This is a genomic window from Comamonas sp. w2-DMI (assembly GCF_040187735.1).
Classification (GTDB): Bacteria; Pseudomonadota; Gammaproteobacteria; order Burkholderiales; family Burkholderiaceae_C; genus Comamonas; species Comamonas terrae.
Window position 1 is genome coordinate 1 of the sequence record NZ_JBANEL010000006.1, and the last position, 12300, is coordinate 12300.

At 65.7% G+C, this 12300-nt stretch carries 8 protein-coding genes and 1 tRNA gene; 2 read left to right on the top strand and 7 right to left on the bottom strand.

Translation table 11 applies throughout. The features are described 5' to 3' along the window. The first annotated feature begins 68 nt into the window (after window positions 1-68). The gene (locus tag V8Z74_RS08065) at window positions 69-659 is read left to right on the top strand and encodes a hypothetical protein (RefSeq protein ID WP_349708820.1); all 591 of its coding nucleotides are present in this window, start codon (window positions 69-71) and stop codon (window positions 657-659) included. 1049 nt (window positions 660-1708) lie between these two features. On the opposite strand, the gene V8Z74_RS08070 is transcribed toward V8Z74_RS08065, so the two are convergent. The 6 genes from V8Z74_RS08070 to V8Z74_RS08095 form a co-directional block, all read right to left on the bottom strand. After that, a tRNA-Arg gene (locus tag V8Z74_RS08070) sits at window positions 1709-1783 on the bottom strand. Window positions 1784-1884: 101 nt separating this feature from the next. Beyond that, window positions 1885-6243, bottom strand: a complete 4359-nt coding sequence (locus tag V8Z74_RS08075) for a translocation/assembly module TamB domain-containing protein (RefSeq protein WP_349708821.1) — start codon at window positions 6241-6243, stop codon at window positions 1885-1887. 2 nt (window positions 6244-6245) lie between these two features. Further along, entirely contained in the window at window positions 6246-8159 is a 1914-nt protein-coding gene (locus tag V8Z74_RS08080; RefSeq protein WP_502879484.1) for an autotransporter assembly complex protein TamA, read from the bottom strand. A 4-nt stretch (window positions 8160-8163) separates the two neighbouring features. After that, window positions 8164-9348 carry a vWA domain-containing protein gene (locus tag V8Z74_RS08085; protein WP_349708823.1) on the bottom strand — a complete coding sequence of 395 codons (1185 nt, stop codon included), beginning with the start codon at window positions 9346-9348 and terminating at the stop codon, window positions 8164-8166. A gap of 18 nt (window positions 9349-9366) precedes the next feature. Continuing rightward, window positions 9367-9969: a GNAT family N-acetyltransferase gene (locus V8Z74_RS08090; RefSeq protein ID WP_349708824.1), complete on the bottom strand. Its 603-nt coding sequence runs from the start codon at window positions 9967-9969 to the stop codon at window positions 9367-9369. A gap of 148 nt (window positions 9970-10117) precedes the next feature. Then, on the bottom strand, window positions 10118-10960 hold the full coding sequence (locus V8Z74_RS08095; RefSeq protein WP_066477657.1) for an AAA family ATPase: 843 nt from the start codon (window positions 10958-10960) through the stop codon (window positions 10118-10120). A 117-nt stretch (window positions 10961-11077) separates the two neighbouring features. Between V8Z74_RS08095 and V8Z74_RS08100 the strand changes: the two genes are divergently transcribed. Then, window positions 11078-11746 (top strand): c-type cytochrome, encoded by a 669-nt coding sequence (locus V8Z74_RS08100; protein ID WP_066477659.1) that lies wholly within the window; start codon window positions 11078-11080, stop codon window positions 11744-11746. Between the two features lie 80 nt (window positions 11747-11826). Here the strand turns inward: V8Z74_RS08100 and V8Z74_RS08105 are convergent, their stop codons facing one another. After that, window positions 11827-12291 carry a DUF1841 family protein gene (locus V8Z74_RS08105; RefSeq protein ID WP_349708825.1) on the bottom strand — a complete coding sequence of 155 codons (465 nt, stop codon included), beginning with the start codon at window positions 12289-12291 and terminating at the stop codon, window positions 11827-11829. Window positions 12292-12300: the final 9 nt, after the last annotated feature.

Below are 12300 nucleotides of genomic sequence, written 5' to 3' on the forward strand. Positions count from 1 at the left end.
AACCCTGAACTCTTCGGGGTAACGTTGACTGCTCATAAGGACTCCTATTGGAACGGAAATAGGAGGCTTTGAACTATCTACAAAACCCTGGTCGATTCACCTGGATGCAGCACGCTGCTCAAAATCGTCGAACCAGGTTGATGGAGCTTGAGAGCAATATCTACCTGTCACAAGCCACAATGTTGCTGCTACGTGATGCTCAGATTCTGAACGAGCGGGCGCGGCAACTAGCGGATTTGCCTAAGCAGGAAATCAACGACCCGGTACTAGTGACTGACCTCCTGGAGCGCTTGCGTACCTTGGATGCGAAGGACAGCAGTATTCCTCGTCAGGCATCGCAATACATTGCCCGAGCAGCTGTGCTTCGGGTCAATCACTACCTGGATTCTGGGCAGGCGCAGTCTAGAGAGTTGAGTCCTCCGGTTCTTAAGCTCTTGGAGGATGATTGCTTGCACATGGAGAACGAGTTCAAAAAGCTGAACTTCTTATTTCAAGATTTTCTGTACCAGCAAACCAAGCTACAGGTCGCAATGTGGAAGCGTCCATTGGTCTGGTACGGATTCAAGACCAAAGCTGGCCTTAAATGGCTTGAAGCCTCCAGTGCACAGCAGCGGCAGAAGCTGAAAGAGCAACAAGGTATTCAGCGGCCTCGCAGCTAATTGCAGTCTGGGGCTATGCCTGAGCAGCCGAGGTGAATCTGTTCCCACGTTCCCACTGCGAATTTGGCTGTTCCCACTGCGAGTGGGAACACTTTTATTCAATGAATTCATAGGCTTGCAAGATTTTTTCCAGTTTGTTCCCGCGTTCCCACAAAAAAAGAGTCATACCCCGAAGGAAGTACGGTTGCATGTGTGCCCTGAGCTGCAATCTGTTCCCACGTTCCCACTACGAATTTGGCCGTTCCCACTGCGAGTGGGAACACTTTTATTGAATAAATTCAAAGGCTTACAAGAGTTTTTCGCGTTTGTTCCCACGTTCCCACTAAAAAAGAGTCATACCCCGAAGAAAGTTGCGTGAGTGCATGCAGTTGCCGCACCTGTTCCACGAGTTTTGGCCGAGCGAATGCCGTTTGAGCGGTGGCCCCGGAGGGGGCTGGGCAAGGCCTTCTGTGCGCCGCAACGGTCGGCGGTGAGGCAGGCATGGCACCAGAGAAGACAGTGTTCGGGCTGCCTTCTGGAGCCGATACAGGCGTGCATGGCTGTGATCACGGCCTTTCAGACCATGCCCGAAAACATTTCTCTATGACGCGGATGCCCCGAGCCGCATGTGCCCGCTGTTCTGCGGCCTTCTATAGGGGGTTGTGTTGTACTACCGGCCACGGGTCCTTCCCACATGGCTCGGATGCGGGTAATTCGAGCCGCGTTGTCGGACTGTTCAGCGGGTTGCCTAAGGGGGTTAACTGAAGATCTGAACTCTACGAATCAGCAGAGTTGTGCGGTCGCAAGCGTAGAGGTGGCAACCGGAGGGGGTTAAGTGAACCTGGCCTGTGGGGAGTATCTGGCCCGGGCCCTTGGGGGTACATCCTGCAGAGCGCCTTGGGGGTACAAATGAAATGTACCCCCAGATTTCGTTGTCGTACCCCCAAATGTACCCCCGCATATGCATGGATGCTATTGGACTCTGATGGACTTCCGTGGAAAGAAAAAGGCCGTTTTCAGAGGGGAAATAAAAAAGTCCGGAAGCCTTTGGAAGCTAACGGACTAGAAGATGGTCCCCTCGACAGGAATCGAACCTGTATCTAGCGCTTAGGAGGCGCTCGTTCTATCCATTGAACTACGAGGAGCAGCCCCCGATTCTAACTGCGTTGGCGGGGCATGAACGGCTCGCGCTGCGCCGGCCCGGCAGCGCCCGGGGGTATCGGGCGGCCGGTGCCGGTGCAAGGCCTCAATCCTTGCGCATGGTGTAGACCAGGTCCAGCGCGCTGGTCACGCCCGTCTGGGCACGCAGCGTGAGCCGGCGCGAGAGGTCGTAGAAGATGTAGATGGTGCCCATGGCGCCCGAAAGGCTTTGCTCGTAGGTCACGTAGAGCTTGTTGGACAGCCGCTTGCCCAGCGTCAGCGCGGCGCCCGAGGCGTCCTCGCCCGCACCCGGGCCCTTGAAGCCGACCTCGTCCAGGCCCAGGCTGCCCGCGATCTTGCCGCTGCCGCTGTGGCCGCCGGCCAGCAGCGCCAGGGCCGCCTGCTGCAGCATGGCGCTTTCGGCGCCGCCGGCTGCCGGATCGCGGCCCATGACCACCCAGGAGAGCTTTTCCGCGTCGGGCAGGTCGGGGTCCGAATACAGCAGCACGCGGGGCGCGCTGGCCGTGCCCAGCACCTGCACGCCCGCGCGCACGGCGATGTTGGGGCGTATGGCCAGGATGTCCAGCGAGGGATTGTCGTAGGGGCCGTTGAAGCGGATCAGGCCCGACTCCACATCCAGCGATTGTCCCCAGGCGCGGTAGCGGCCCTGCTCGGTGCGGATCTCGCCGGTCACGCGCGGCGGTCCGCCGGCATAGCTGGCGCCCTGGACTTCGAGCTGGCCGCGCAGCCGTGTCGTGATGCCGTAGCCCTGCAGCGCGAAGTCGCGGCCCAGGTCGAGCCTGACCTGGATATCGGGCAGCTTGCGCGGCGTGGCGCGGGCCTGGTCCTTGCGGGCCTCGCGCTCCTGCTTCTTGCGCGCGGCCTCCTCGGCCTTGCGCGAGGCGGCCGTGTGCACGACCACGTCCTTGTCCAGCGAAGGGGCGGATTCCTCGGGCAGGATGATGGCGGCCCGGTCCACGCCCAGGTCGCCGCGCAGCACGAACTGGCCCTGCTCCAGCCGCGCCTGCAGGCTGCCCGAGACGCTGACCTGGCGGTCGGCGCGCACCAGCACCTGCAGCTTTTTCGCCTGTGCCTGCAGGTTCATGCTCAGGCCCGATTCGCCGCTCTCGCCGGGCGGCGTCCACTGTGCGTAGCCGGAGCCGGTGAATTCGCCGCCATCCGCGGGCGCATTGGTGAGATTGCCGCTGTAGCCCAGGATGCGTGCGCTGCTGCCCTTGCCGCCCCTGAGGCGCAGCTCGGTGATGTCCAGGCGCGTGCCCTGCAGCCTGGCGCGCAGCATGCCGTCCCGCAGGTCCACACCGTCGAGCACCGAGGTGATGCTCAGGTCGTCGGCCTGCAGATTGCCCTGCCAGTGCGGCGTCTGCCGGTCGCCGCTGATGGTGGCGTCGGCGGCCAGCGTGCCCTTGACGCGCCAGCCCGGCGGTGCGAACAGCGCCCAGAGGCCGATATCGGGCATCCTGGCCGTCACGCGGCCCTGCAGCGGCGCCTTTTCGGGCCAGGCCCAGCTGCCATTCTGCTGCGCCAGGCGCGTGCGCAGCTCGCCGGTCATGGAGCCCGCGCGCTCGCTTTCCCACAGCATGCGGGCGGTGACATCGCTGCCGCTGGCCTGCACGGTCAGGCGCGCCTGCTGGATGCGCGCGCGCATGCCGGTGCCGCTGATGGTGCGGGTGCGCGTACGCCCGGGCTTGTCGGCGGTGGGGCCGGTGGTCTGTACCACCGTCGTGCCGGAGCCGTCGTCCACGGCCAGCCGCAGGTCGCCGGCGGCGCGTTCAACCACGAGCTGGGCCTTGAGCGCCGGGCCCATGGTATCCAGGTCCCACTGGCCGTTGAAGCTCAGATCCCCGCTCAGGCCGGCAGCGGCCAGCGGCGGCTCGTCGTCGCCCAGGCTGAAGGCATCCACCCAGGCCAGTGCAATGCCCTGGGCGCGGCCCGTGCTGCGCAGCGACCACTGGCCGTTGCCGGCCTGGACGGCGCTGCTTTCGTCCCAGGCGATCTGTGCCGGGGCCAGCGGCTCGGCCTGGGGGCGGCGCATGCCCGGATCGGGCGGCGTGATCTGCAGCCGGCCGGCCGAGAGCTGGTAGCGCGTGCTCAGCACGGGCTGGCCCTTGGCATAGGACGTGCGCTGCGCCACCTGTACCGGAGCGCCGGGCTGCAGCTGCACCAGCCAGGGGCCGGGCCTTGCCTGGCCGGACCGGTCCTTGCCAGGCTGGATGCGGGCCTGCAGCCTTTCAAGGCTGGCCTGCCAGTCCAGCGGCGCGCCGGCACGGGCCAGGCCGCCTTGCAGGGCGGTTTCCAGCTGCGCGCTGAAGTCCGCCTGCCGGGCCTGCGCGTTCAGGCTGAGCTTTGCGTTTTCGGGGCTGCCGGCCAGATCGAGCTGCAGGCTGGGAATGACCAGCGCCTGATCGGCGCTCTGGCCTGCACCCTGGTAACGCAGTTTCTGCGCCTGCAGGCCGGCGTTGAGCTGCAGGCCGCTGGCCGGAAGGGGCGTGCCGGGTGGGGCGTCGAGGCGCTGCAGCAGCGCCCCCCAGCCGCCGCGCCAGTCCAGCTGCAGCTGGGCGCTGCCGTCGGCCCGGGCTCCGGCCAGCGGGCGCTCCATGCCGGGCAGCTGGCCCAGCCATTGCACCAGCGACGAAAGCGCCGTGAGATGGACCCTGGCCTGGCCCTGGCCGGACTGGGGACCGATCTGGCCGTCCAGCTGCAGATGGGCGCCCGGCAGTTCGGCCTTGATGTTGGCTCGGGCATGGCGGCTTTCGGTGTCGAACTCGAGCCGGCTGGCGTTCACGCTGACCTGCAGCGCCTGCAGCTGCAGCTGGCTCAGCTGCAGCAGGGGCTGCTGCCACTGGCCCTTGGCGGCCAGGGTCTGGATGCGCAGGCCGGGTTTGGAGCCGCGGTCGCCCGCCATGGCATGCAGGTCGGCGGCAAAGACGACCCTGGGCGATGGTGCAGGGGCATCCTCGGCCTCTTGTGCGGGGTGCTGCGCCTGTTCGGTCCTGGCGCTGATCTCGCCCTGCAGCGGTGCGGCATCCAGCGTGCTGTAGAGGTCGGCGGGGTTGAGCTGCGCGACCTGCGCCCGGCCCTCGAACAGCTGCGAAGCCGGCGTGTAGTCACCCTGCAGGCGGATGCTGCCCTTGCCGATCAGCAGCAGGGCTTCGGGCACTCGCCACTGCCGGCCGTCATAGTGCACCTGGGCGGAAAGCGCCTGCAGCGGCAGGCCCTGCCTGTCCCAGGGCGCGGGGCGGCTGTTGTCGAACCGGGCGGCAAGCTTCCATGCGCCTGGCGCCGCCTGATTCTGCGCTGTCCCGTCGGGGCCGGCCAGCAGTTCGCCGTTCAGCAGCGTGCGCGGCCCCTGGGGCCAGAAGGCGGCCACGTCCAGGTTCTGCAGCACGGCTTTGGCCGAGAGCAGGGGCTGCTCGGCCCAGGGCATCACGCTGGCCTGCACATCGGCCTGCATGGGGGCGAGGTCGGCGGCATCCTGCTTCTTTTTTTCTAGCTGCTTGCGCTTTGTCTGATCGGTTTTTGAATTGATTTTGCTGGAATCTTTAGAGCTGGCAGGCGCTGCCTGCTCCTCTTTTGGATGCGTGGCGGTGGCGCTGGCATGGGCCGCGACCTCGAGCCGCGCGGCTGCGGTGGCCAGCGTGCCCCGGGCCCGGGCGCTGGCCTGCACGGCGATCATGGGCGCGGCAGGCGCACCGCCATCCGCAGCCTCGCCGGCCCTGGCTTCGGGCGTTGGCATGGGGCTGGGCACGCGCAGGTCGCCCTGCACCTGGGCGTCGAGCTGCATGGGCGCGGCGCCCTGCAGCTTGAGCTGGGCCTGATAGCTGCCGTCGGCAAAGCGCAGGCTGGATACCTGCAGCGCGTGCTCGCTGCCGTCGTACCGGTAGTGGCCCTTGAGGTCTTCGGCCACGGCCTCGGGCGAGCCCTGCCAGACGATGCGGTCCACGGCGAACGGCAGGTCGATCTTGACGGGCAGCGTCAGGCCCTGCAGCGGCTCGGCGGGCGTTTTCTCGGGGTCGGGCGTACTGGCGATCCGCACCTCCGCCACATGCACCTCGCCGAGCTGGAGCGCGCGCGACAGCAGCGGGCGCAGCTGCCAGCCGATCTGCGCGTCCCGGACCTCGACCTTGGTGGTCTGGTTCTGCCATTGCAGCCAGCCTATGCGCCCGCCCGTGCGCAGCGAACCCGTCACTTCCCGGGCCACCAGGCTCTGCCCCTCGGGCAGCCAGCGTGCGACACGCTGCAGCGTCTGGTTGAGCGAATCGTCGCGCCCGGACCACCACCACAGGCTGCCCAGCAGCAGCACGAGCAGGGCGACCAGTGCCGTGATCAGCCAGGCAGCGGTGCGCAGCCAGCGGCGCCGGCGCCCGGGCGGTGGCGCCTTGGCACCGCTGGAAGAGGGAGCCGCGTCAGGCAGGGGGGCCGCGCGGCTGGAGTCGGAATCCGCCATGTTCAAAATGTGAAGCCGAGGCGCAGGTGCAAGCGCAGCTGATGCTCTTGCGCACCCCAGGCGATATCTGCCTGTATCGGGCCGACGGGGCTTTTCCAGCGGATGCCGGTACCCACGCCGACGCGCATGTACATATGGTTGATGTCATCACCCACGGTGCCCGCGTCGACGAACACGGCGTGCTCGAAATCCTGCGTGTTGCCCTTGATGGTGATGGGGCGCTGCCACTCGGCACTGCCCGTGGCCAAGTATCGGCCACCGATGACGCGGCCGTTGTCGGTGCGCGCGCCGATCGTCTGGTAACCGTAGCCGCGCACGGTGTTGTCGCCGCCGGTGAGGAACATCAGCGTCATCGGCAGGTCGATGCCGCTCTTGGCCAGGATGGCGCCGCCCGAGGCGCGCAGCGCCAGGCGGCTGCGGCGGCGGGTGATCTCGTCGCGTTCACCCATGGGAATGATGCCCAGCCAGCGCGCCGTCAGCCGCCCGAACGGCGAGCGCTGGGGCGTGAGCGTGGTGCCGGCGCCGGCCTCGAAGGCAAAGCCGAAGCCCGAGGTGGGCGAGAGATTGTTGTCGAAGTAGCGGGCCGTCCAGCCATAGTTGGCCAGCAGCGAGGAGGCGCCGGGCGGGGCGCCGTCGCCCTGGGTCTTGGCGTAGTCGTACTGCAGGTAGTAGTTGCGCTCGATGCGGTCCTCGGCCTTGGCGCGGCCGGCGCGCATCTGCACGCTGTTGGTGTAGAAGTCACCCGTGGGCGCGCGCTCGATCTTGGCGCCGGCAAACCAGCGCCACAGGTCCTCGCCGGGCAGGCCCGTGAGCTGGGTGGACAGCAGCGGGTTCTTGCGGTCCAGCTGCAGCTTGCTGACCGCGCGCCAGCCCAGGCCCGGCACCTTGTTGTAGACATGGTCCACCGACAGGCGCGGACCGGTGTCGGTGCTGGCGCCGATGCCGAACACCCATTTCTGCAGCTTGGCTTCGCGCACCTTGGCGATCACGGGCGAGGTGACGGCCGTGCCCTGGGCATCGCGCCGGGCCTCGTTGCCGGCTTCGCTTTCGGCCTGCTGCGGCGCATCGGCCAGCGTCAGGAACACCGAGTCGTAATAGCCGCTGCTGACCAGCCGCTGCTGGGCATCCAGCATGGCCTGCAAGTCGTATTCCCGGCCCTCGGGCAGCCGCGCGATGCGCGCCGTGCCCACGGGGTCATAGCGCTCGGCGCCCTCGATCTTCAGCGGGCCGAAGGTATAGGCGGGGCCGGGTTCGTAGCTCACGCTGACCCGGGCCTGGTGGGTATCCGCGTCCACATCGGCCAGGCTGGTGTCTATGCGCGCCAGCGGATAGCGCCGCTTTTGCAGCACCTTGAGGCCGCCGCTCTTGGCGCCGCTCCAGGCGGCCTGCGAGAACTTCTCGCCGGGCTTGAGCGGCCAGTTGTCCTGTATCTGCAGGCGCTGCGAAGTGCCCAGCTCGTCCTCGGCATTGGTGCCGGCAAAGCGCACTTCGGACTGGGCGATGACCGTGGCCGGGCCGGGGTCCACCTTGACCACCACCTTGCGCGGCGCATCTTCGTCGGGCGTCTCGCTCAGCTCCACGGTCACGGTGGGGCTGAAGTAGCCCAGCGTGCCGATGAGGTCGCGCACATTGGCATCGGTGGCGCCGAGCAGGCGCGTGAGCTCGCGGCGCTGCAGATCGGGCTGGTAGCGGTAGCGGCGCAGTTCCAGATGCTTTTCCAGCAGTTCGCGCACTTCCTTGGGGGCATCGACTTCCAGCGAAAACGCCGGATCGCCGCCGGCGGCGGCAATTGACGGATCGCCCCCTTTGTCCTTGGAAGGAAGAAGGCTGCAGCCGCTCAGCAACAGGGCTACTCCTAGCGGAAAGAGAAACGCCGACCGCAAGGTCGGCGTCTTCGTAGGCAAAGTCTTGTGCATGCCCCTATTTTGACAGCATGCGCATGGCGTCCTCCAGGCCTTTGAGTGACAGCGGGTACATGCGCCCGCCCATGAGCTGGTCGATGATGCTGATGCTCTGGCGGTACTGCCACACGCCCTGGGGTTCGGGGTTGATCCAGGCGAACTTGGGAAAGGCGTGCGTGAGGCGCTGCAGCCATTCCGCACCCGGCTCCTCGTTCATGTATTCGACGCTGCCGCCGGGCTGCAGGATCTCGTAGGGGCTCATGGTCGCGTCGCCCACGAAGATCAGCTTGTAGTCCTTGTTGTACTTGCGGATGATGTCCCAGGTCGGAAACTTCTCGGCAAAGCGGCGGCGGTTGTTCTTCCACATGAAGTCATAGACGCAGTTGTGGAAGTAGTAGAACTCCAGGTGCTTGAACTCGCTCTTGACGGCCGAGAACAGTTCCTCCACGCGCTGCACGTGCTCGTCCATGGTGCCGCCCACGTCCATGAGCAGCAGCACCTTCACGTTGTTGTGGCGCTCCGGAATCATCTTGATGTCCAGATAGCCGGCATTGGCGGCCGTGGAGCGGATGGTGTCGGGCAGGTCCAGCTCCAGCTCGCCGCCCTGGCGCGCGAACTTGCGCAGGCGCCGCAGCGCCACCTTGATGTTGCGCGTGCCCAGTTCCTGCGAGTCGTCGTAGTCGCGGTAGGCGCGCTGTTCCCAGACCTTGACGGCGCTCTTGTTGCGGCCCGGCCCGCCGATGCGTATGCCTGCCGGGTTGTAGCCGCCGTGGCCGAACGGGCTGGTACCGCCCGTGCCTATCCACTTGCTGCCGCCTTCGTGGCGCTCCTTCTGCTCTTCCAGGCGCTTCTTGAGCGTCTCCATGAGTTCGTCCCAGCCCATGGCCTCGATGGCCGCCTTCTCCTCGGGGCTGAGTTCGCGCTCGAGCAGCTTGCGCAGCCAGTCCTGGGGGATTTCCTTGGTCAGGTCGGTCAGCATCTCCACGCCCTTGAAATAGGCGGCGAAGGCGCGGTCGTACTTGTCGTAGTGCTTCTCGTCCTTGACCAGGACGGTGCGGCCCAGGTGATAGAAATCGTCCAGGCTCAGGTTGTCGCCCTTGGGGCCGACCACGCCGGCCTGCAGCGCCTCGAGCAGGGTCAGGAATTCCTTGACCGAAACCGGCAGCTTGGCCGCGCGCAAGGTGTAGAAGAAGTCGATCAGCATCGGATATGCCTCCAGCGCTTATGTGGCGGGCGCATGCTGCTCCAGAAGATAGAGCAGCTGGGCGCGTGCCTCGGGCCACTCGCCGCTGCGCATGCTGTACATCACGGTATCGCGGATCGTGCCGTCGCGGCGCAGCGCGTGGCCGCGGATCACGCCATCCTTTTTCGCGCCCAGGCGCTCGATGGCGCGCTGGCTCGCGAAGTTGAAGTTGTCCGTGCGCCAGCCCACCACATGGCAGCCCAGCGTGCCGAAGGCATGGGCCAGCAGCAGCAGCTTGGCCGAGGTGTTCACATGCGTGCGCTGCACGCTCCTGGCGTACCAGGTGTAGCCGATCTCCACGCGGCGCACGGCGGGCAGGATATCGTGGTAGCTGGTGGTGCCCAGCACCTTGCCGCTCTCGTCGTCGAGCACGGCAAAGGCGAAGCGGTGGCCCTGCTCGCGGCCCAGCAGGGCCGCCTCGATATAGGAGCGCGTCTCGTGCGGCTCGGGCACCGAGGTGACGCGGATCTTCCACAGCTCGCCGTCGGCCGCGGCGGCGGCCAGGCCGGCTTCATGCTCCAGCGCCAGGGGCTCCAGGCGCACGCCCCGGTCGCGCAGCGTGACAGGTTCAACAAAGCTCATATCAGTTATCCATGGCGCATAAAACAAGCATGGCTCGGGTCAGCAGACGCCGCGCAAGAGCCGCCTCGCCGCGCCGGCGTCGTTCCCCTTCCCACGCAGCGCAGCGAAGTGAGAGAAGGGGGAAGGAGCGGAGCGATACAGGGGGATGTCACCTATTCCTCTGGTTCATGAAGACCAGCTTCTCGAACAGGCTCATGTCCTGCTCGTTCTTGAGCAGCGCGCCCACCAGCGGCGGAACGGCGACCTTGCCGTCCTCGGTCTGCAGCGACGCGGCCGGCACGTCCTCGGCCATCAGGAGCTTGAGCCAGTCGAGCAGTTCGCTGGTCGAGGGCTTCTTCTTCAGGCCCGGCAGGTTGCGCACGTCGTAGAACACCTTCATGGCCGCCGACAGCAGCTCGCCCTGCAGCCTGGGGAAGTGCACGTTCACGATCTGGCGCATGGTGTCCGCATCGGGGAACTTGATGTAGTGGAAAAAGCAGCGGCGCAGAAAGGCGTCGGGCAGTTCCTTCTCGTTGTTCGAGGTGATGAACACCAGCGGCCGGTGCTTGGCGCGCACCATCTCGCGCGTCTCGTAGCAGTAGAACTCCATGCGGTCGATCTCGCGCAGCAGATCGTTGGGAAATTCGATGTCGGCCTTGTCGATCTCGTCGATCAGCAGCGCCACGGGCCGGTCCGCCGTGAAGGCCTGCCACAGCACGCCCTTGACGATGTAGTTGTGGATGTCCTTCACGCGCTCGTCGCCGAGCTGCGAATCGCGCAGCCTGCTCACGGCGTCGTACTCGTACAGGCCCTGCTGGGCCTTGGTGGTGGACTTGATGTGCCACTGCAGCAGCGGCATGTCCAGCGCCGCGGCCACTTCCTCGGCCAGCATGGTCTTGCCGGTGCCGGGCTCGCCCTTGACGAGCAGGGGGCGCTGCAGGGTTGCTGCGGCATTGACGGCCAGCATCAGATCCTGCGTGGCCACGTAATTGTCGGAACCTTGAAACTTCATGGGCGGTATCAGCGTAAGTATTGATAAGCGTGCCGGGCACGGGCTGCCATAATCCGTTTGCACTGCAGCAAGGCATTTGAGCACCCGTCTGAACTCTTGAAGGATTGTGCGCGCAAAATGATAAAAACTTGGACCACGGTATTGGCAGTAGCTGTCGCGTCAGTGACCGGTATGGCACATGCCCAGCAAGCGGCTGGCGACGCGAAGGCAGGTGAGGGAAAAATCGCCATGTGCATTGGCTGCCATGGCATCCAGGGTTATCAGGCCAGTTTCCCCGAGGTATACAAAGTTCCCAAGATAGGCGGCCAGAGCGCGGCCTATATCGTCTCGGCCCTGCAGGCCTACAAGAAGGGCGAGCGCAAGCACCCCACCATGCGCGGCATTGCCGACTCGCTGAGCGACCAGGACATGGCCGACGTCGCTGCGTATTACGCGGGACACGGCATTGGCGATGCCAGGCAGGTCAAGGCCGTGCAGGCCAATGCCAGCGTGGCTCCGTTGCTGCAAAAGGGTGCCTGCTTCTCCTGCCACGGCGAAGGCTTTGCCAAGCCCATCGACCCCAGCTACCCCAAGGTCGCCGGCCAGTATGCGGACTATGTCTATGCGGCCCTGCAGTCCTACAAGACCCAGAACAATCCCCTGATCGGACGCAGCAACGGCATCATGGGCGGCATCGCCAAGCAGTTCAGCAACGACGAGCTGCGCCAGCTGTCGCGCTACATCGGCAGCCTGGATGGCGACATGCAGACCGTGGTGCAGCCGCATTTCAAATTCGGCCAGAAATGAGCCATCGTCGCCGCCCATGAAAAAAGCCTGCATCAATGCAGGCTTTGTTTTTTGCTGGCGCCGGCCTGGGCGACCTGCGTTCAGGCGGCCGGATTGCGGCGCACATGGCTGCCATCGCTGGTGGCGCGGCGCTGCACGCTGGCCACATAGGTATCGCCGTCGGGCGGACGGCCCGAGCGCTGGCTGTCCCACAGCATCTGGCCCAGGCTTTCCATGGCGGCATGGTGGGCATCGTGCAGCGAGTCCAGGCGCTTGCTCAGCAATTCCACGGCCTGGCGTATGCCGCGCGGCTGGTCGATGCTGCACTGCTCGCTGATCGACAGGTGCATGGACAGGTGCAGGAACGGGTTGGTGCGGCCGGGCTCGGCATCGTAGTTGCGCACCAGGGCTGCGTCCACGTCGGACAGGTCGTCAAAGTATTCGGGATGCTCGGCAATCCACAGGCTGGCCAGCGTTTCTATGGCCTCCATCGGCGCGTTGCTGAGCATCTTGGCGCGTACGCTGCAAAAAAATCGCCGGACATCGGCTTGGCTGGGGTTGAACATGATGGGCGG

Bases quoted from the DNA above. Each gene is read 5' to 3' on its own strand.
- V8Z74_RS08100 (WP_066477659.1), top strand. From the start codon at position 11,078: ATGATAAAAACTTGGACCACGGTATTGGCAGTAGCTGTCGCGTCAGTG.
- V8Z74_RS08080 (WP_502879484.1), bottom strand. From the start codon at position 8,159: ATGCACAAGACTTTGCCTACGAAGACGCCGACCTTGCGGTCGGCGTTT.
- V8Z74_RS08075 (WP_349708821.1), bottom strand. From the start codon at position 6,243: ATGGCGGATTCCGACTCCAGCCGCGCGGCCCCCCTGCCTGACGCGGCT.
- V8Z74_RS08105 (WP_349708825.1), bottom strand. From the start codon at position 12,291: ATGTTCAACCCCAGCCAAGCCGATGTCCGGCGATTTTTTTGCAGCGTA.
- V8Z74_RS08095 (WP_066477657.1), bottom strand. From the start codon at position 10,960: ATGAAGTTTCAAGGTTCCGACAATTACGTGGCCACGCAGGATCTGATG.
- V8Z74_RS08090 (WP_349708824.1), bottom strand. From the start codon at position 9,969: ATGAGCTTTGTTGAACCTGTCACGCTGCGCGACCGGGGCGTGCGCCTG.
- V8Z74_RS08085 (WP_349708823.1), bottom strand. From the start codon at position 9,348: ATGCTGATCGACTTCTTCTACACCTTGCGCGCGGCCAAGCTGCCGGTT.